The following is a 19,061-nucleotide window of genomic DNA, read 5'->3' as shown; positions in this document are numbered from 1 at the left end:
GTTCGGGCAGGTAGGCTGGGATCTGCTCGCGGCGACCCGCGGGGCCCCCAGCTTCCGGAGATCCCACCTCGTGACACACGTCCCCTTCGACCCGGCGTCCGCGACGATCGTCATCGTCACCTTCAATCGATCGCATCTGCTGACCGGCCTCCTCGAGAGCATCACGGCGATGGACCCGAAGCCCGGCCACGTCGTGATCATCGACAACGCATCCTCCGATGACACCACCGACGTGGTCGAGTCCTTCCGCGAGCGGCTGGGGACCGAGATCGTCTACCGGCGCCTCGAGACCAACACAGGCGGCTCGGGCGGGTTCAGCGAGGGCATGCGCACCGCGTACGAGCTCGGGTCCGAGTGGATCTGGATGATGGACGACGACGTCGAGGTCGTGCCCGACGGCCTCGCGAAGATGGGCAAGTGGGCACCGCGGTTCAAGAGCATCCAGGGCCGCCGCTACGACTACGACGGCAGTGAGTTCTACTGGCAGTACCGGATCGCGGAGCGCATGGGCATCCCGATCCCGTTCGCTCCGTCCGGCTTCGACGACTCCGGATACAAGGAGATGAACAGCGGATGCTTCGAGGGCATGTTCATCCACCGATCGATCGTGCAGCAGATCGGCCTCCCGGATCCCCGGTTCTTCATCTACTGGGATGACCAGATGTACGGCTGGCTCGCCTCGCGCAAGACCACGGCCGTCATCGTGGACGAGTTCGTCCTGCGCCGCACCCGCGAGATCAAGCAATGGGACATGGGCATCCGCCACATGAACGCCTCGAGCAACGCCTATCGCTTCTACATCATGCGCAACCGCGCGTACATCAAGAAGTACTACCGGGTCCACGGCACCTACAACCCGGTGCTGTTCGGACTCGGCACAGCCATGACCTTCGCCAAGGAGCTCATCCGCCTGTTCTTCGTCGAGCGCACCGTGCGCGGGACGAGCAACCTCTTCCGCGGGCTCAAGGAAGGCGGTCGCCTCAGCCGCGACCGCTCCTGGCAGCCGATGGCACCCCTGGAGGGCTGACAGCCATGACCGACGAGCAGCAGCCCGACCTGCGATGGGCGCCGACGGATCCGACGCCGAGCAACCGCTGGCGGATCTGGCTCATCGTCGGACTCATCGTCGCCGGACTGGTCGTGGCCGCGGTGCTCGTCTTCCTCCTGCTGCCGCGCGGAGGGTCGCCCGACCCCGGCGCCTCGCCCTCCGCGTCGCCGACGGCGAGCGCATCCCCATCGGTGTCGCCGTCGTCATCGCCGACGGCGGCCCCTGAGCCGACGATGACGCCGATCACGACCCCGCCGCCACCCGTGGACCCCACGGTCGAGGCGTTCCGCGGTCAGGTGCAGGTGTACCTCGATGACGCGCTGGTCGGACTGGACATCGTCTCGGAGACGAGTGGCGATGAGGCTCTGGCCGTCGTGGCCACACTCGAGGCCGATGCGCAGCGCCTGGCGGAGACAGCCGCACCCTCCACGATCGCGGCGGAGTGGGGCGACGCCCTCGGCACCTACGCGCAGCGACTCACCGACCTGCGCGACGCGGTCGACGCGGGGCGCGGTGTTCCTGCGGCGGTGGACGCGGCCCGCGACGCGGCGGAGACGCTTCGCGACATCGTCGGGCTCTGATCCTCGCCGAGTGCGTCGCTCAGCGAACGGAGCCGCGACCGCCGCTCAGGCTTCGCCGGATTCGAGGCGACGCAGCCGCTCCTCGTAGTGCGAGGCGAGTTCGAGACGGAGTCGCGCCCGCTCATGCTCGAGCCTCGCTCTCACGAGTGCGTTCTCCGGGTCGGGCTCGTCGAGCTCGAGGCGGTTCCTGAGCCACTCGAAGCGCTGCTCGAGCGCGGCCAGCTGCGGCGCGATGCGGTCGAACTCCGAGCGGATGTACGAGAAATCCGCCTGAGTGCCGCCCAGGCGGGCGTCGTAGTCGCGCTGGGAGCGGTCCACGGCGGCGAGCGCCTCGGCGAGCCGTGCATCCACGCGCGCATCGACGCGGGCGTCCACACGAGGATCCACGCGGCGTTCGACGACAGTGTCAAGGCGGCGGCGGAGTCGGTTCAGCATTCAGTCCTCAATCATTCGGGTGATTGCGATGGTCGGGTATCGGGAGAAGATCAGTGGTGGTAGCTGATGCGTCCGGAGTCGATCCAGCCGCGCATGAGGGCGGACTCCAGGTCGATGCGATGCTCAGCGCCGACGGCGGACGGGTCGCCGTACGCATGATTCCAGGAGGTCTGGTCGGGAGCATCGATGAACGAGAATCCGGTCGCATCGATCGTCGCGTGGGGGAAGAGCCTGGTCGCGATCCAGAGCATGACCGTGCCGGTGGTCGCCCACTGTCCGCCCGCGCGGGGATCGGCGCCCAGAGCCTCACCCAACGGCAGGATGACCTCGCGATTCGGCATCGTCACGATCCCGAGGTCCGCGGGCCAGAACTCGGGGAGCTTCGGGTTCTCCCACAGGAGCCGCCCGGGCTCGATCATCAGGTACACCCGGTCTGTGTAGTCCGCGAAGAACCAGGGCGTCGGACGCACGCCGCGGTTGAAGACGACCACGTCGACTCTCCTGCCGACCGCGGCGGGGCCTTCGTCGTCGTCCATGCGGAAGCCGTTGACCCGGATCACGAGATCAGCCGAGTCGATCACTGCGGCGCGCTCGTCAGAGGGGTCGAGGGGTTGATTGCCGACCACTGCGATACGCCGGATGCCGGCGGCCGAACCGTAGGACTCCACGAGCGGCCGAAGACGGTCGTAGAACGCCGCCTCTTCAGCCGTAGCCTGCTCGCCACCGACGAGCCCCGTCACACGCCCCATAGATCCTCAGCTTAGGGGACGCGGCAGTCAGCGAGGAACAGCGGAACCGGCGCGGGGACCGCCGCGACTCATCGCGTCTAGAGTTGTCGGCGTGACCTCTGCACAGACCATCGATCTCTCCGCGGCGACGATCGGCGCCGGCTCTCCCGTCTTCACCATTGCGGAGATGTCGGGGAACCACAACGGAGACATCGAGCGTGCGCTCGCGATCGTCGACGCCGTGTCGACGACCGGTGCCAACGCCCTCAAGATCCAGACCTACACGGCCGACACGCTGACCATCGACTCCGACCTCCCCGCGTTCCGGGTGGCGGGAGACCACGATCTCTGGGGCGGACGCAACCTCTACTCCCTCTACCAGGAGGCGCACACCCCCTGGGAATGGCATGCGGAGATCTTCGATCGGGCCAGGTCCCACGGGCTCATCCCGTTCTCGACACCGTTCGACCCGAGCTCCGTCGCGTTCCTCGAGGACCTCGGCGTCGAGCTGTACAAGACGGCGTCGGCGGAGATCGTCGACCTTCCCCTCCTGCGAGAGGTCGCACGCACCGGGAAGCCGATGATCGTATCGACGGGGATGGCCACGCTCTCCGAGATCGATGCCGCGGTGACCGCGATCCGGGACGCCGGCAACACGCAGCTCGTGCTCCTCGCCTGCACCGCCGCCTACCCCGCCGTCCCGGAGGAAGCACGGCTCGGCAACATCCGGACCCTCCGTGAGGCATTCGACGTGCCGATCGGTCTCTCGGACCACACCCTGGGGATCGGTGTCGCCGTCGCAGCCGCCACTCTGGGTGCCGTCGTCATCGAGAAGCATGTGACGCTGGACAGGGGGGACGGCGGGGTCGACGCCGACTTCTCCCTCAGTCCGAGCGAGTTCGCCGCGCTGGTCGACGCCGCCGAGCAGGCGCGGATCGCCGCAGCCAGCGGGACCGCCTTCGGACCGACCCCTCAGGAGCATGCTGTCCTCGCGCTGCGGCGCTCGCTGTACGTGACATCGGACGTCCGCGCCGGAGACGTCGTCGGCCCGGCGAACGTGCGCTCCATCCGTCCGGCGGGAGGCCTGGCCGCCGATCAGTTCGATCTCGTCGCCGGTCGCCGCTTCACCCGAGACGCCGAGCGCGGCACTCCCCTCACCTGGGATCTGCTGTAGTCCTGCTGCCGACCAGCCGCCATTTCGCGAAGGCGAGAAAGCCGTCGCCGTCTGGGGGCAGGTGCGGCAGGTAGCCGTTCGCGCGGAACAGGCGCAGGGATGCCGTGTTCTCGCCGTGCACGATGGCGAGCAGCCGGGTGGGCGCGTCGACCGAGAGCGCGCGTTCGGACGCCGCGAGCACGGCCGAGGCCAGCCCTCGCCCTCGGTACTCCGGCGCCATCGTGATCGACAGCTCCCAATCGGTGTCCGAGTGCCGATCCCAGCGAGAGGTCGCGACGGGGTGCCCCTCGGATTCGACGATGAGCAGACGACGATCGGGGTGCCCCACGACGCGGGCGAGCCAGGCCACGTGGGCGTCCCAGTCGACCGCTCCCCTCGTGCGGGAGTTGGCGCGGGTCGCCGGGTCGTTGCGCCAGTCGAACAGCATCCGCGCATCGTCGAGCGTCGCGGCCCTGGCCATCATCGGACTCGGCGATCGGGAGCCGGCGGACGCCGGAGCCGGCCCGGTGTCCGGGACTGTGTCCGAGGCGGTGTCGACGAGCTGCTCCCAGGACGCCACGATCCGCCAGGCACCCCGCCCGTCGACCGTCTGTCGAAGCCGCGCGGCCTGAGCGGCGAGCGCACCGCCGTCCGCGAGAAGCGCATCGAGCGCACCGATCCGCTCCTCCAGGTCGTCGTGGGGCGGGGCACCGAGTCCGACCGCCAAGCCGCGTGAGACGACATGGTCGTACCCGGGGCGCTGGTTGTCCACGGCGCACACGAGCGCCATCGGGAGTCCCATGCACGCGAAGTCCCAGACCGAGGTCCCTGCGGCGGTCACGACCAGATCGTGCTCGCGCGCCACGGCGGGCAGGTCGTCCACGAATCCGATGACACGAACGTCGTGCGCGGAGTGCTGCGCGGCGGCGTGCACCTCGCCTCGACCGCGGGGATCCACCACGGTCACCGCGAGCGGCCGAGCGATGCCGTCGAGCGCGCGGGTGACGCGAGCGGTGAGTCCCTGCGGATCGGATCCGCCCATCACGACCAGGACCCGCTGCAGGGCCGACTCCCGGCGCGGTGCATCCCTCTGCCGGAGCACCTGTTCGCGGACCACCGCGAGGTCGACACCCGCGAGCGGGTTCCTGCTGAGGTCCGGCCGCTCGAACGAGGCCTCCGCGCCGAGATTGGCGTCGATGGAGAGGTCGGCCGCGCGCACCCCGAACGGGCCGTCCTGCATGTTGCTGATCAGCGCGGGAGAAGAAGCGAGGTCGGGCACCTCTGCATAGCTGTCGACGTGCACGACGTCCGCCTGCATCGTCGCAGCCGTCAGCGCGGCCGGAAGCGCAGCCCCCGCGACGCTCTCGACGTCCACTCCGGGCTCCGCACGCGACGCGAGACCCGCCGCTGCCTCGTCGATGTCGCCGATGATGCGCACCGACCACCCACGACGTCTGGCCGTCTGGGCGATCGTCAGGGTGCGCATGAGGTGGCCCATGCCGGTCTCGGTGCTCGCGTTGCAGTGGAGGACGGCTCGTCGCTGACCCATGGCTCGCCCTTCATCACCGGCTCCGGGGCGCGCTCGCACCCACCCGATAGGATAGGCCGGGCGTGATTCAACCCGAGAATCCGCGCCACACGACAACGCTGAGGAGACAGAGTGTCGGTTCTCGAGGGCTCCAGCATCCTCATCACCGGCGGCACCGGATCGTTCGGCAAGGCCTTCATCCGCCATGCCCTGACGCATATCAATCCTCGCCGTCTGGTCATCTTCTCGCGGGACGAGCTCAAGCAGTACGAGGTCAGGCAGCAGTTCGGAGACGACCCGCGTCTGCGGTGGTTCATCGGCGACATCCGCGACGAGCGCCGCCTCGCCCGGGCGCTGCACGGCGTCGACTACGTCGTGCACGCCGCCGCGCTCAAGCAGGTGGACACCGCCGAGTACAACCCGTTCGAATTCGTGAAGACGAACGTCCTCGGAAGTCAGAACGTGATCGAGGCGTCGATAGACGCGGGAGTCAAGCGCGTGGTCGCCCTGTCGACCGACAAGGCGTCGAGCCCGATCAACCTGTACGGAGCGACGAAGCTCACGGCCGACAAGCTGTTCATCACCGGCAACCACTACGCAGCCGCCTACGACACGCGTTTCGCGGTGGTCCGGTACGGCAACGTGATGGGATCCCGCGGCTCGGTGATCCCCTTCTTCGAGAGACTCGGCGCGGAGGGCAAGCCGCTGCCGATCACCGACCTGCGGTGCACGAGGTTCTTCATCACGCTGCCCCAGGCCGTCGAGATGGTCGTCGACACGTTCGAGCTGATGCAGGGTGGCGAGCTGCTGGTCCCGCGCATCCCCTCGATGAAGGTGACCGACCTCGCTCACGCCGTCGTGCCCGGAGCGGAGCTCGTCGACGTGGGCCTGCGACCGGGTGAGAAGCTCCACGAGGAGATGATCAGCCCCGAAGAGGGACGTCGCGCGGTCGTCGTCGCCGAGGGCAAGTACTTCATCATCCAGCCCGACCTCGCCTCCTGGGGCTACCAGGTGCCGCGGGACGCGGTGCCGGTGCCCGAGGGCTTCGCGTACCGATCCGACAGCAACGACGAGTGGTATTCGCAGCAGGAGATCGCGGAGATCATCGAGGCGGGGATCTGACGATGCTCCCCTACGGTCGGCAGTCCATCTCCGAGGACGACATCCAGGCGGTCGTCGACGTGCTCCGTGGCGACTGGCTCACCACCGGACCCGCCGTCGCCGCGTTCGAGAAGCGGCTCGGTGAGATCACGGGCGGGCACCGGGCAGTGACGGCGACGTCCGGCACCGCGGCCCTGCACATGGCCTACGCGGCCGCCGGTGTGACCGCCGGTGATGTCGTGATCTCCACCCCCATGACCTTCATCGCGACGACGGCGACGGCATCCATGCTCGGCGCGCGGATAGTCTTCGCGGACGTCGAGGCGGACACCGCCCTGATCGATCCTGACGCCGTCGATGCACTCGTGGACGAGAGCACCCGGGTGATCGCCGCGGTGGACTATGCCGGCCACCCCGCCGACTACGACCGGCTCGCGGCATCCGCCTCGCGTGTCGGCGCGCTCGTGCTCGACGACGCAGCGCACTCGATCGGCAGCACGTACAAGGGCCGACCGGTCGGCGACCTGGCCGACATCACGACGCTCTCGTTCTTCCCGACGAAGAACCTCACCACGGGCGAGGGCGGCGCGGTCGTGGCAAGAGACCCGGAGATCGCGCAGCGCGCGCAGGAGTTCCACAACATCGGCCTCGTCCGTGATCCCGAGCGCTTCCGAGTACTCGGCGAAGGAAGCTGGCACCAGGAGGTGCACGAGTTCGGGGTGAACTACCGGCTGACCGACATCGCGTGCGCGCTGGGGCTCTCGCAGCTCTCTCGACTCGAGGCCTTCAAACGTCGCCGGGCCGAGATCACCCGCCGGTACGACGAGGCGCTCGCCGGCATCGATGGGGTCACCACGCCCGTCCAGCGCGGCGATGTCGACGCGATGCGCCACCTCTACCCGGTGCGGATCCTCGAGGGTCGCCGTCGCGAGGTCTTCGATCGTATGCGGGAGCTCGGTGTCGGAGTCCAGGTGAACTACATGCCGGTGTACTGGCACCCCGTCTACGCGGACGCCGGCTACCGCCGCGGCATGTGCCCGAATGCGGAGGCTTTCTATCAGGAGGAGCTGTCGCTGCCGATCCACCCCGAGCTCACGGGTTCGCAGGTGGACCAGGTCGTCGACGCGCTCACCGAGGCGCTTCGTTGACACGGATCGGCATCATCACGCAGGCGCGGATGACGAGCACCCGCCTCCCCGGCAAGGTGCTGCTCCCCGCCGGCGGCCGATCACTGCTCGATCATCACATCGACCGGCTGCTCCGAACGGGCCTTCCCGTGGTCGTGGCGACGACCACGAACACGACGGACGACCCGATCGAGTCGCTGGCCCGATCCCGCGGCGTCGAGGTGTTCCGCGGCAGCGAGGCGGACGTGCTGAGTCGATTCGCCGGAGCGGCGACCGAGAGCGACCTGGATGCCGTCGTCAGGGTGACGTCGGACTGCCCCCTCATCGACCCGGCCCTCATCGACGAGGGGGTCCGGCGCTACACCGACCTGGATGACCCGACGGCGTACGTCTCCAACGTGATCGAGCGGACCTACCCCCGCGGCTTCGACTTCGAGGTGTTCTCGACCGCCGCGCTCCTCGACGCCGACGCCCGATCGTCGGACCCGACCGAGCGCGAGCACGTGACGCCCTACCTGTACCGCAACCGCAGCGGGCGCACCCGGCTCCACGCCGTCCTGCACGCCTCGGACGCGTCTCACTACCGTCTGACCGTCGATACCGCCGACGACCTCGTCGTCGTACGGGAGCTCATCGAGAAGCATGACGCCGCGGCCCTCGGGGCTGCCGACATCATCGCGATCCTGGACGAGCATCCGGCGCTCGCGTCGATCAACGCGCACGTGGAGCAGAAGAAGCTCGGAGAATGAGCGTCCCGCTCCCTCGCCCACTCCTCCGGCTTCAGGAGTTGTAGTCCGCGTTGTACCGGTCGAGCACGTCCGTGATCGGCGCGTCCAGCACGAGCTCCCCCTTGTCGAGATAGAGCCCGCGCGTGCAGAAGCGCCGCAGGTCCCGCTCGTTGTGGCTGACGAAGAACAGCGTGCGTCCCTCGGCGAGCAGCTCGTCGATGCGCTTGTAGCACTTGTCTCGGAAGGCCTTGTCGCCGACCGCCAGCACCTCGTCCACGAGGAGGATCGGCTCGTCGAGCTGCGAGACGACGGAGAAGGCCAGTCGCACCTTCATCCCGTTGGAGAGGTGCTTGTAGGGGGTGTCCTCGAAACCGGCGAGCTCCGCGAACGCGATGATGCCGTCGTAGCGGCGGGAGACCTCGTCGCGCGACATGCCGTGCAGGCCGGCGGTCAGCCGCACATTCTCCCTCACCGTGAGGTCGCCGACGAAGCCGCCGGTGATCTCGATGAGCGGGGCGACACCGCCGTTGACCTTCACTGTCCCCTCGTCGGAGAGCAGCACCCCGGCCACGAGGCGCAGCAGCGTCGACTTGCCCTGGCCGTTACGCCCGACGACCCCGATCGACTCCCCCGGCTGCACGGTGAACGTCACGTCGCGCAGCGCCCAGAACTCACCGGGACGCGATCGTCGAGAGGCTCCGGAGAACAGGTCCTTGAAGCTCCGCCGTCCCCGGCGGTTGCGGCGGAAGCGGACTCCCAGCCCGCGCACCTCGATGGCCGGCGGCATCACAGCTCCTTCAGCACGGGTCGCTCGAGCCCGCGGAACGTCCACATTCCCAGCGCGAGGATGGCGACGCACATCACCGCGCTGATGAGGACGGGGATCGGCTCCCAGAGGTCGGGGAAGAAACCCACCCGGTAGAGCGTGAAGATCCCGGCAAGCGGATTGAAGGCACCGATCGTGTCGAACGGGGCGGGCAGGTCGTTAAAGCTGTAGATGACCGGCGAGGCGTAGAAGAGTGCCCGCAGGATCAGGGCGGTCGTCCGTTCGAGGTCGGCGTACAGCACGCACAGCGGAGCCACGAGCAGCCCCAGCCCGACGAGGAGCACGGTCTGCATCACCATCGCGACGGGGAACCACAGCAGCGACCAGGTGACGGTGGCACCGCTGAACACGGCGAACAGCACGAGCACCGGGAGCGAAAACAGGAACTCGATGCCCTTGCTGAGCACGATGCGATTCACCCAGATCGACCGCGGTATCGCGGTCGATCGCACCAGACGCGAGTCCTTGCGGAACGCACGGGTGAAGTCGCCGACAGACGAGTTGAACCACACCCAGGGCAGCAGCGCCACGATGAGGAACACGATGTAGGGGTCCTCCCCCACGCTGCGGTGGAAGACCTGCGTGAAGACGAACCAGTAGATCGCGCTCATCACGAGCGGATCGAGCACCGACCAGAGGTAGCCGAGGAAGCTCGTCGCGTACCGGACCTTGAGGTCGCGGGCCGACAGCAGCCACAGCGAATGCAGGTACCGCCGCGGGGTGCCCGGCGCCCCGACAGCATCGTGACTCACGGTGTCGAGTCTACGAGAGCGAGTTGTTCCAGAGCGACAGCGCCGAGCCGATGGCCATGTGCATGTCGAGGTACTGGTACGTCCCGAGACGCCCGCCGAAGTGCACGTCCCTCTCGCCCTTCGCGAGGTCGCGGTAGGCCAGCAGACCCTGCCGATCGGTGTCCGTGTTCACCGGGTAGTAAGGCTCGTCGTCACGGGTCGCGAACCGGGAGAACTCGCGCATGATCACGGTCTTGTCGGACTCGTATACGTCCTTGCGCTCCGGGTGGAAGTGCTTGAACTCGTGGATCCGCGTGTACGGCACGTCCATGTCCGGGTAGTTCATGACGCTCGTGCCCTGGAAGTCGCCGACGTTGAGCACCTCCTGCTCGAAATCGAGCGTGCGCCAGCTCAGTGCGCCCTCGGCATAGTCGAAGTAGCGATCGACCGGGCCGGTGTACACCACGGGCAGCTGGCCGACGGTGGCCTTCTTGCTCAGCGGCTGCGACTCGTCGAAGTAGTCGACGTTGAGCTTGACGTCGATGTTCGGGTGGTCGGCCATGCGCTCGAGCCACGCCGTGTAGCCGTCGGTCGGGAGCCCCTCCCACGTGTCGTTGAAGTAGCGGTTGTCGTACGTGTACCGCACGGGAAGGCGGCTGATGATGTCGCCGGAGAGCTTCTGGGGGTCCGTCTGCCACTGCTTCGCCGTGTAGTCGCGGAAGAACGCCTCGAAGAGCGGACGACCCACGAGGGCGATGCCCTTCTCCTCGAAGTTCGCCGCGGTCTTCGCATCGAACTCGCCCGCCTGCTGCTTCACGAGAGCGCGGGCCTGGTCCGGTGTGTAGGCCGACTGGAAGAACTGGTTGATGGTGCCGAGGTTCACGGGCATCGGGAACACGGTGCCCTTGTGCGTCGTGTAGACGCGGTGCACGTAGTTCGTGAACGACGTGAAGCGGTTGACGTACTCCCACACGGTCGCGTTCGAGGTGTGGAACAGGTGGGCACCGTAGCGGTGCACCTCGATCCCAGTCTCGGGCTCCGCCTCGCTGTAAGCGTTGCCGCCGATGTGGTGACGACGGTCGATGACCATGACCTTGCGGCCGGCATCAGCCGCGCGCTCTGCGATGGTGAGGCCGAAGAAGCCCGATCCGACGACGAGGAGATCCATATTGCTGCTTTCTGCCTGGGGCTCAGGGACGCGCGGTTCTGGCCGCGGCACACAGCAGTCCACTCTAGCGGCAGGCCGCCCCGAGGAACCTGTCAGGCCGCCGTATCGAGGAGAGCGTCGACCGACTCCTCGATCTGCGGCCGCAGCATCCGCACGTACTCCAGGTTGAGGTGATCCGCGTCGTAGTAGACGGGGATGCCTCCGATGACGGCGTAGCAGGATTCCTCGTCGCAGAAGGAGGACGTGAGGTCCAGGGATCGCACGAGCGGCGAATCAGCCACGAGCGCCGCCGCGACGACCGGGTCGGAAGGCTGCGCCTGAGCGCGCGGGCGTGCGCACACGAGAGGGTCGGCTTCGTTCAGGAGCACGCAATCGGGAGACCGCACCTCGCCGTTGAAGGGCGGGTCGGCGAGCGCGAGCACCCGGGTGTCGGCAGACGCCCACGATCTCCAGTATTCCGCGAGCCCCTCCTCCATCTGCTGCGCAGACGGGATTCCGCTCCCGTCGTCGGCCGTCTGCAGCCTCGACGCCATCGCGGTGACGACGAGGTCGGGGCGCTCCTCCTCGATCGTCCGCGAAAGGTCGCCCGCCCAGGTCTCGCATCGTTGCGCGTCCTCCGGCGCCCACGCCCCCCGGAAGCCCACGAAGGACACGTCCGCCACCGGGCACCCTCCGTAGTAGCTCGTGGTGACGATCCACTGACGTTCTCTGGCGAGATCGAAGATCGCGCCCTGCCACTGCTGCGCATGCGAATCGCCGACGAGCCACACCCTGGTCGGGTCCGCCGCGCCGCCGGAGAAGTCGCATTCGAGGGTGGTCTTCTGGTCGCCGTAGGCGAGGATGGGAAGGAACTCCCCGCACTCCTCGGGCGTGTAGAAGTACTCGTTCGCCGAGGTCATCACAGAGTAGTCGGCGGGTCCGAACCGATCGTCGCACTCGGCGCCGGGGGCGAGGGCCGCCGGCCCCTCGCAGGACGACGCGACCACCTCCGTCGGCGGTTTGTCGGCCTCGACCCGCGCGTGGTACCAGGTGAGGGTGGCGGTGACGAGGGCAGCGACGACGAGCATTCCTGCGAGCATGAGCCCCACAGCCCGCGCGGAAGACCCGCTCCAGAACCGCCACCGTTGACCGGCGTCCTCGACGTAGCGCTTCGTCAGCGCCGCCAGTGCGAGCGCGAGAAGCAGTACGGCCGCCTTCGAGAGCGTGGTTGCCTCGCTGCCGATCACGAACGGCGCCGCGACGATGAGGGGCCAGTGCCAGAGATACAGCGAATAGGAGATTCCGCCGACCCATTGCACGGGTCGCAAGGCCGTCACAGTGGAATGCCAGAGGGACGCGTTCGAATTGCCGGCGATGATGACCGCCGCAGTGCCGAGCACCGGGATGAGCGCGACGTGGCCAGGGAAGGGTGTCGCATGGTCGAACACCAGCGCGGAGTAGGCGATGAGCCCGAAGCCGACGAGGCTGAGGACGTTCGCGGTCAGGCGCGAGAACCGGATGCGAGCGCCGACGAGCGCGACGGCCCCGCCGATCGCGAACTCCCAACCTCGCGTGAACGTGGCGAAGTACGCCTGGGACGGAGCGATGACCGTGTACACGATGCTCGAGGCGAACGAGAGGATGCCGATGCCCGCGACGACGACGATCAGTGCCGTCGACGTCCGAGCTCGCGCCGAACGACGAGATGCCGGCTGCGATGAGCGCTTCGACAGAGCGAGCGCGCCCAGCAGCAGCAGCGGCCAGATGATGTAGAACTGCTCCTCGACCGACAGCGACCAGTAGTGCTGTGCGACGCTCGCCGCATCGTTGAGTGCGGAGTAGTTGACCGACATCGACGCCAGGAACCAGTTCTCGACGTATCCCGCGCTGGCGGCGATCTCCCAGGCGTTCCGGCCCCACCGGGGGTATGGCAGGAATGCCACCACCAGAATGAGCGAGGCGACGAGGACGAGGAACGCAGCCGGCAGCAGACGGCGGATGCGGCGGGCGTAGAAGGCACCCAGCCGCACCGTTCCGGTCCTGGTCATCTCTCCCACGAGGTGCCCCGTGATGAGGAAGCCGGAGATCACGAAGAAGACATCGACGCCCACGTACCCGCCGGTCAGCCGCAGCGGCCAGAGGTGGTTCAGGACGACTAGACCGATCGCCACGGCTCGCAGCGCCTGGATATCGGTGCGGAAGACCCGCGCCTTGGGTGTCGACGCCGCACGCTCCGCAGTCTGCAGCGGCGAGCTCACGGAACGAGGTACTCCCGGAGCAGCTCGTCGCTCTGGCGGGGGACGAATCCGCAGGACCGCGTACGTGCGAGATCGAGGACGCTGTACAGCGGGCGTGGAGCGACGGGAGCGGATGCCGAGGCGAAGTAGTCCTCGGTGGAGACTCCGGTCACCCGAGCCGGATCGTGGCCCGTGAGCTCGAACACCTGACGGGCGATGTCCGCCCAGGTCACGACGTCGCCCTCCGACGTGAGGTTGTACACGCCGTAGTCGGGACGGACCTCGAGGAGGTGCCGGATGAACGCGGCGATCTGCGATGCGAATGTCAGCCGCCCGCGCTGGTCGTCCACGACCTTGGGGTCGATGCCCCGCTCGGCGAGCGAAGCCATGGTGCGCACGAAGTTGCCACCACTGCCGATCACCCACGAGGTGCGCACGATGTAGTGCCGCGGCGCGGTGGAGACCGCGAGGTCTCCCGCCGCCTTGGACTGCCCGTACACGCCGAGGGGGCCGAGCGGATCGCTCTCCCGGTAGGGCCGCTCCGAGGACCCGTCGAACACGTAGTCGCTCGACACGTGCACGAGCGTGATGCCGTTCTCTGCAGCGATCCGAGCCAGTGCAGCGGGGCCGGCGGCGTTCACCGCCCATGACGCCGTGCGTCCTTCGGGCGTCTCCGCCTGATCCACCGCCGTATAGGCGGCGGCGTTGATGATCGTGTCGTAGTCGCGCCAGCGCCGCGCGCCGGCGAGATCGGGCGCGCCCAGATCGAACTCGTCGCGAGTGGTCCACTCGACGTGGTCGAGTCCGTCGAACTCGCCACGCAGTGCGGTGCCCAGCTGTCCGCCGGCGCCCACGATCAGCGTCTTCCGTGCGGCGATCGGCTGCACGTCGGCGAGGCGGGGGTGACCGAGGTCCTTCGCCGAGACCTCGGCATCCGACAGAGGGATCGGCCATTCGACGGCTGCGGTCTCGTCCGCGAGGTTGAGGAACGAGTATGCGGCGTCCGGCGACCAGTGGTCGTTCACGAGATAGGTGTACGCAGTGTCCGGCTCGAGCGTCTGGTACGAGTTGCCGACGCCACGAGGCACGAAGATCGCCTTCGACGGGTCCAGCTCCGTCGTGAAGACGGCGCCGAAGGTCGGCCCTTCGCGCAGGTCCACCCAGGCGCCGAAGATGCGTCCGGTGGCGACCGAGACCCACTTGTCCCAGGGCTCGGCGTGGATGCCCCGAGTTGTCCCCACCGCGTCGTTGAAGGAGACGTTGTTCTGCACGGGACCGAAGTCCGGGAGCCCGGCGGCGGTCATCTTCTCGCGCTGCCAGTTCTCCTTGAACCAGCCTCGCGAGTCGCCATGCACGGGGAGATCGAAGACCACCAGCCCGGGGATCGTCGTCTCCGTCCTGCTCAACGGCTTGCCGAACTCGATGTCACCCACGCTTCACTGTCCCTTCGAGGCGTAGAAGGCCTCGGTCTGATCCTTGGACGGCGCCCACCACGACTCGTTGTCGCGATACCACCGGATCGTCGCGGCGAGCCCCGACTCGAAGTCCGCGAACTGCGGCGACCAGCCGAGCTCGGTGCGCAGCTTGGTCGAATCGATCGCGTAGCGCAGGTCGTGCCCCGCTCGATCCGTGACGTGGTCGTATGCGTCGCGCGGCTGCCCCATCTCCTCCAGGATCAGCTCGACGACCTCCTTGTTGTTGCGCTCGCCGTCAGCGCCGATCAGGTAGGTCTCGCCGATCTCACCCTTCTCGAGGATGGTCAGCACGGCCGAGGAGTGGTCGTTCGCGTGGATCCAGTCGCGGACGTTCTCGCCGGCGCCGTAGAGCTTCGGGCGGATGCCGCGGATGACGTTGGTGATCTGCCGCGGGATGAACTTCTCGACGTGCTGGTACGGGCCGTAGTTGTTCGAGCAGTTCGAGATCGTCGCCTGCACGCCGAAGGACCGCACCCAGGCGCGCACCAGCAGGTCGCTGCCGGCCTTGGTCGACGAGTACGGCGACGACGGGTTGTACGGAGTCTGCTCGGTGAAACGCTCGGGGTCGTCGAGCTCCAGGTCGCCGTACACCTCGTCCGTGGAGATGTGGTGGAAGCGCGTGCCGTGCTTCCGCGCGGCCTCCAGCAGCGTGTACGTCCCGATGATGTTCGTGTCGAGGAACGGCCGCGGGCTGTGCAGCGAGTTGTCGTTGTGCGACTCGGCCGCGTAGTGCACGACCGCATCGGCCTCGGCGGTGAGCCGGTCGACGAGCTCTGCGTCAGTGATGTCGCCGTGGACGAAGCGGACCCGGTCCTCGGGCAGCCCGGAGAGCGACGCCCGGTTGCCGGCGTACGTGAGCGCGTCGAGGACGGTGACGGTGTGCTCGGTGTTCGCGACCGCGTAGTGCACGAAGTTGGACCCGATGAAGCCGGCGCCGCCGGTGACGAGGATGTTCGACATCAGCGACCTCTTTCCAGTGTCTCGAGCAGATAGGTTCCGTAGCCCGACTTCACGAGCTTCTCGGCGCGCTCGCGCAGCTGCCCGTCGGTGAGGAAGCCCTGACGCCAGGCGACCTCTTCGGGTACGCCGATGCGCAGGCCGGTACGGCGCTCCATCGTGCGGACGTAGTCCCCGGCATCCGACATCTGGTCGAATGTCCCGGTGTCGAGCCACGCCGTCCCGCGCGGAAGCACCTCCACCTGCAGGCTCCCGCGCTCGAGGTAGGCGCGGTTCACGTCGGTGATCTCGTACTCGCCACGGGCGCTGGGCTCGAGCGTCCGGGCGATCTCGACGACGTCGTTGTCGTAGAAGTAGAGTCCGGGAACCGCGTAGTTGCTCTTCGGCTGGGCGGGCTTCTCCTCGAGGGACACGGCGCGCCCCTCCGCGTCGAACTCGACCACTCCATAGGCGGAGGGCTCGGCGACCCAGTAGGCGAACACGGCTCCCCCGTCGACGTCGGTGTACCGCTTGAGCTGAGTGCCCAGACCGGGTCCGTAGAGCAGGTTGTCGCCGAGGACCAGAGCGACCTTGTCGTCGCCGATGAAGTCGGCGCCGATCACGAAGGCCTGAGCGAGTCCGTCCGGAGACGGCTGCTGAGCGAACGTCAGGTTCACTCCGAACTGCGATCCGTCGCCGAGGAGACGCTCGAACTGCTCCGCGTCGTGCGGGGTGGTGATGATCAGGATGTCCTTGATCCCCGCAAGCATGAGCGTCGAGAGCGGGTAGTAGACCATCGGCTTGTCGTACACCGGAATGAGCTGCTTGGAGATGCCGATCGTGATCGGGTGCAGTCTGGTTCCGGAGCCGCCGGCGAGGATTATGCCTTTCACCCCCATATCGTGCCACACCCCGACTGGGAGCCCCCAAAGCCACGGTGGACTTGCGCCACACTGATCACACTGGCATCATCAGTTGATTTCCGTCACAATGAGCAGGTGACCGGCTCAAAATCCCCACGTGTGCGCGGCCTCATCGCCAGCGCGGCGGCCATCGTCTTCTCCGTCTCGCTCCTCGTCGCGACCCCGACCGCAGCGAGCGCTGCGCCGGTGCCGTCCTCCGGCGCCCTCTCGACCGTGGCGTCGAGCGCGACAGTCGCGGCCGCGCAGGGGTCAGCCGCGACCGGGATAGCCAAGACGGCGAATCTCGCGCTCTTCCGACCGGGCAACATCATCGCCGACGCCGTGTTCTTCAATCCCGCGACGATGGATGTCGGCCAGATCGACAGCTTCCTGCGCGGCAAGGTGAAGGCGTGCCGTTCCGGGTACACGTGTCTGAAGGACTGGCGCCAGAACACGCCGACGCGGCCCGCCGACAACTACTGCCGAGGGTATGCAGGCGCCGGCAACGAGTCCGCCGCGACGATCATCTACAAGGTGGCGCAATCGTGCGGCATCAATCCGCAGGTGCTCATCGTCATGCTCGAGAAGGAGCAGAGCCTCGTCACGATGACCTACCCCGGCATCGGCCGCTTCAACGCCGCGATGGGCCAGGGATGCCCCGACACCGCAGGCTGCGACCCCAACTACGCCGGCTTCTTCTATCAGGTGTACGGCGCCGCGCGTCAGATGAAGATCTACGCCGAGGGCCGCTGGTTCACTTACTACGCGCCGGGCAAGACGTGGAACATCCTGTACAACCCCGATCGCGCCTGCGGCTCCTCCCCCGTGTACGTCGAGAACACGGCGACGGCCGCACTGTACTACTACACGCCGTACCAGCCGAACCGCGCCGCGATCCTCGCGGGATACGGCGAGGGCGACAACTGCTCCGCGCACGGGAACCGGAACTTCTACCAGTTCTTCACCGACTGGTTCGGCAGCACCCAGTCCGCGCCGCTCGTGCAGGGCGTGGGGCAGACGAATGTGTATCTGCTCTCCGGCGGGCTCAAGTGGCGAGTCGGCAACCTGGAGGACCTGGCCGCCTTCCAGTCGCGGCTCGGAGGCGTCGCATCGGTTCCGGCCTCGTACGTCGACCGGATTCCCACCGGGTCGGACGTCTCCCGCTACGTGCACGATGCGCGCACCGGGACTCTCTACATCCTCGATCCCGACGGAACCAAGCATCGGTTCACCAGCCCTGACCAGATCACGAGATTCGGGTACTCCTTCCCGTCGTACGTCAACGTGGACGCGTCGCTGCTCGACCGGTTCACCCCGGGCGCGGACGTCGCCGACTTCTTCCGCGTGTGGGACGGCCCAGAGCTCTACCTCTTCGACAAGGGCACCAAACGCCACATCGCGACCTACGCCACCTGGCAGTCGGTGTCCAAGGGCACGCCCGGCTACGTCGCCTACATGCCGTCGGCCCCCGCGAAGGCCCTTCCGCACGGTCCCGCGATCATCGCGGCGAACACCCTGGTGCGCGCGGCTTCGTCCGGCGACGTGCAGGTGGCTCTCCCGAGCGGCAGCCTGCTGCGCATCCCCAGCTTCGCGCTGGCCGGCGAGTTCGGAGCGACGAGCTACGCCATCCTGCCGGATGCGTCGCTGGCGCCCAATCCCCGTCTCGCCGGCAGCCTGACGCCCATCGTCCAGTGCGGCGCCACCACGTATGTGGCCTCCGCCGGCCGACTCGTGGCGGTCTCTGGGACTGCGCTGGGCGGCGTCACCCCCGTCAAGCTCTCAGCCCCGGACTGCGGCGCTTTCACCGTCTCGTCGTCGTCCCAGGCCTCTCCGCTGTTCTTCCAGGTGCCCGCGTCCCCCGAGGTGTACGCACTGGAGGGCGGCAAGCTGCGTCATGTCCGGAGCTATGCGCTTCTGCAGCAGCTCAACGGGTCGCGCCCGCTCACTCTCGTGAACTGGTCGCGTGCCACTGTGAACGACTTCCTGACGGGCCCCCACCTCGAGGACGGTGTCTTCGTGAAGTTCACCGGACAGTCGGAGGTCTATCAGAACTCCGCCGGTCAGCTTCGCCACGTCCGGGACTACGCCACGCTTCTGACGCTGAACGGGGGCCGCGTCCCCTCGGTCCTCGAGCTCAAGTCGGACTGGAAGTCGATGTACAAGTTCGGGTCTCCCGTCCTCGCGAGCGGCACCTTCGTGCAGTTCGCCGGAGAGGGCGAGGTGTACCGGTACACCGACGCTCAGCTCCACCACGTCCAGTCGTACGCGAGCCTCGTGCGCCTCGGTCAGGGAAGCCTGCCGCCGATCATCACGCTCGCTGCCGACCTCAAGGCCGGGTATTCGATCGGCACCCCGATTCCGTGAGCCGGAGAACCTCC

17 protein-coding genes are annotated in these 19,061 nt (G+C 67.7%); 7 read left to right on the top strand and 10 right to left on the bottom strand.

Annotated features, from left to right (window positions below; all coding sequences use genetic code 11):
• The first annotated feature begins 70 nt into the window (after positions 1 to 70).
• Together BN2660_RS11410 and BN2660_RS11405 are read left to right on the top strand one after the other, a co-directional pair.
• Positions 71 to 1,027 (top strand): glycosyltransferase family 2 protein, encoded by a 957-nt coding sequence (locus tag BN2660_RS11410; RefSeq protein ID WP_091231851.1) that lies wholly within the window; start codon positions 71 to 73, stop codon positions 1,025 to 1,027.
• A gap of 5 nt (positions 1,028 to 1,032) precedes the next feature.
• Complete coding sequence (locus tag BN2660_RS11405; protein ID WP_091231849.1) at positions 1,033 to 1,629, top strand: hypothetical protein; 597 nt, start codon at positions 1,033 to 1,035, stop codon at positions 1,627 to 1,629.
• Between the two features lie 45 nt (positions 1,630 to 1,674).
• Here BN2660_RS11405 and BN2660_RS11400 read toward each other — a convergent pair whose 3' ends face one another.
• Both BN2660_RS11400 and BN2660_RS11395 read right to left on the bottom strand, forming a co-directional pair.
• Positions 1,675 to 2,004, bottom strand: a complete 330-nt coding sequence (locus BN2660_RS11400; RefSeq protein WP_091231845.1) for a hypothetical protein — start codon at positions 2,002 to 2,004, stop codon at positions 1,675 to 1,677.
• 110 nt (positions 2,005 to 2,114) lie between these two features.
• Complete coding sequence (locus BN2660_RS11395) at positions 2,115 to 2,813, bottom strand: glycosyltransferase family 29 protein (protein WP_218054114.1); 699 nt, start codon at positions 2,811 to 2,813, stop codon at positions 2,115 to 2,117.
• Positions 2,814 to 2,904: 91 nt separating this feature from the next.
• Between BN2660_RS11395 and pseI the strand changes: the two genes are divergently transcribed.
• The gene (pseI, locus tag BN2660_RS11390) at positions 2,905 to 3,966 is read left to right on the top strand and encodes a pseudaminic acid synthase (protein ID WP_255305135.1); all 1,062 of its coding nucleotides are present in this window, start codon (positions 2,905 to 2,907) and stop codon (positions 3,964 to 3,966) included.
• Here pseI and BN2660_RS11385 read toward each other — a convergent pair.
• A complete protein-coding gene (locus tag BN2660_RS11385) occupies positions 3,947 to 5,494 on the bottom strand; it encodes a bifunctional UDP-2,4-diacetamido-2,4,6-trideoxy-beta-L-altropyranose hydrolase/GNAT family N-acetyltransferase (RefSeq protein WP_176697171.1) in 1,548 nt (515 codons plus the stop codon). The two genes, pseI and BN2660_RS11385, sit on opposite strands and share 20 nt — an antisense overlap.
• 111 nt (positions 5,495 to 5,605) lie before the next feature.
• On the opposite strand from BN2660_RS11385, the gene pseB reads away from it, so the two are divergent.
• From pseB to BN2660_RS11370, 3 genes are read left to right on the top strand one after another with little or no spacing between them, the layout of a single operon-like run.
• Positions 5,606 to 6,595 (top strand): UDP-N-acetylglucosamine 4,6-dehydratase (inverting), encoded by a 990-nt coding sequence (gene pseB / locus BN2660_RS11380; RefSeq protein WP_091231838.1) that lies wholly within the window; start codon positions 5,606 to 5,608, stop codon positions 6,593 to 6,595.
• A gap of 2 nt (positions 6,596 to 6,597) precedes the next feature.
• Complete coding sequence (locus BN2660_RS11375) at positions 6,598 to 7,722, top strand: DegT/DnrJ/EryC1/StrS family aminotransferase (RefSeq protein WP_091231835.1); 1,125 nt, start codon at positions 6,598 to 6,600, stop codon at positions 7,720 to 7,722.
• Entirely contained in the window at positions 7,719 to 8,450 is a 732-nt protein-coding gene (locus BN2660_RS11370) for a cytidylyltransferase domain-containing protein (RefSeq protein WP_091231832.1), read from the top strand. Before BN2660_RS11375 ends, BN2660_RS11370 begins: the two co-directional genes overlap by 4 nt.
• 31 nt (positions 8,451 to 8,481) lie before the next feature.
• Here BN2660_RS11370 and BN2660_RS11365 read toward each other — a convergent pair whose 3' ends face one another.
• The 7 genes from BN2660_RS11365 to rfbA form a co-directional block, all read right to left on the bottom strand.
• The gene (locus tag BN2660_RS11365) at positions 8,482 to 9,216 is read right to left on the bottom strand and encodes an ABC transporter ATP-binding protein (RefSeq protein WP_091231828.1); all 735 of its coding nucleotides are present in this window, start codon (positions 9,214 to 9,216) and stop codon (positions 8,482 to 8,484) included.
• Positions 9,216 to 10,007 carry an ABC transporter permease gene (locus tag BN2660_RS11360; RefSeq protein ID WP_091231825.1) on the bottom strand — a complete coding sequence of 264 codons (792 nt, stop codon included), beginning with the start codon at positions 10,005 to 10,007 and terminating at the stop codon, positions 9,216 to 9,218. The genes BN2660_RS11365 and BN2660_RS11360 overlap by 1 nt, the downstream gene beginning before the upstream one ends.
• A 10-nt stretch (positions 10,008 to 10,017) precedes the next feature.
• Complete coding sequence (gene glf / locus BN2660_RS11355; RefSeq protein WP_091231822.1) at positions 10,018 to 11,154, bottom strand: UDP-galactopyranose mutase; 1,137 nt, start codon at positions 11,152 to 11,154, stop codon at positions 10,018 to 10,020.
• A 92-nt stretch (positions 11,155 to 11,246) separates the two neighbouring features.
• The gene (locus tag BN2660_RS11350) at positions 11,247 to 13,391 is read right to left on the bottom strand and encodes an acyltransferase family protein (protein ID WP_176697170.1); all 2,145 of its coding nucleotides are present in this window, start codon (positions 13,389 to 13,391) and stop codon (positions 11,247 to 11,249) included.
• A complete protein-coding gene (locus tag BN2660_RS11345) occupies positions 13,388 to 14,803 on the bottom strand; it encodes a sugar nucleotide-binding protein (RefSeq protein WP_091231816.1) in 1,416 nt (471 codons plus the stop codon). Before BN2660_RS11345 ends, BN2660_RS11350 begins: the two co-directional genes overlap by 4 nt.
• 3 nt (positions 14,804 to 14,806) lie before the next feature.
• Positions 14,807 to 15,805, bottom strand: coding sequence for a dTDP-glucose 4,6-dehydratase (rfbB, locus tag BN2660_RS11340; protein ID WP_091231813.1), 999 nt, complete (start codon positions 15,803 to 15,805; stop codon positions 14,807 to 14,809).
• Positions 15,805 to 16,674 (bottom strand): glucose-1-phosphate thymidylyltransferase RfbA, encoded by an 870-nt coding sequence (gene rfbA / locus BN2660_RS11335; protein WP_091231810.1) that lies wholly within the window; start codon positions 16,672 to 16,674, stop codon positions 15,805 to 15,807. Before rfbA ends, rfbB begins: the two co-directional genes overlap by 1 nt.
• Positions 16,675 to 16,779: 105 nt before the next feature.
• Between rfbA and BN2660_RS11330 the strand changes: the two genes are divergently transcribed.
• Positions 16,780 to 19,047 (top strand): hypothetical protein, encoded by a 2,268-nt coding sequence (locus BN2660_RS11330; protein WP_141651283.1) that lies wholly within the window; start codon positions 16,780 to 16,782, stop codon positions 19,045 to 19,047.
• The last annotated feature ends 14 nt before the right edge of the window (positions 19,048 to 19,061 follow it).

This window comes from Microbacterium sp. 3J1, from assembly GCF_001049495.1.
In the GTDB taxonomy this organism is placed as follows: Bacteria; Actinomycetota; Actinomycetes; order Actinomycetales; family Microbacteriaceae; genus Microbacterium.
This window is presented reverse-complemented; position numbering and strand designations above follow the sequence as displayed.

Bases quoted from the DNA above. Each gene is read 5' to 3' on its own strand.
- BN2660_RS11405 (WP_091231849.1), top strand. From the start codon at position 1,033: ATGACCGACGAGCAGCAGCCCGACCTGCGATGGGCGCCGACGGATCCG.
- BN2660_RS11395 (WP_218054114.1), bottom strand. From the start codon at position 2,813: ATGGGGCGTGTGACGGGGCTCGTCGGTGGCGAGCAGGCTACGGCTGAA.
- BN2660_RS11385 (WP_176697171.1), bottom strand. From the start codon at position 5,494: ATGGGTCAGCGACGAGCCGTCCTCCACTGCAACGCGAGCACCGAGACC.
- BN2660_RS11375 (WP_091231835.1), top strand. From the start codon at position 6,598: ATGCTCCCCTACGGTCGGCAGTCCATCTCCGAGGACGACATCCAGGCG.
- BN2660_RS11365 (WP_091231828.1), bottom strand. From the start codon at position 9,216: ATGCCGCCGGCCATCGAGGTGCGCGGGCTGGGAGTCCGCTTCCGCCGC.
- glf (WP_091231822.1), bottom strand. From the start codon at position 11,154: ATGGATCTCCTCGTCGTCGGATCGGGCTTCTTCGGCCTCACCATCGCA.
- rfbB (WP_091231813.1), bottom strand. From the start codon at position 15,805: ATGTCGAACATCCTCGTCACCGGCGGCGCCGGCTTCATCGGGTCCAAC.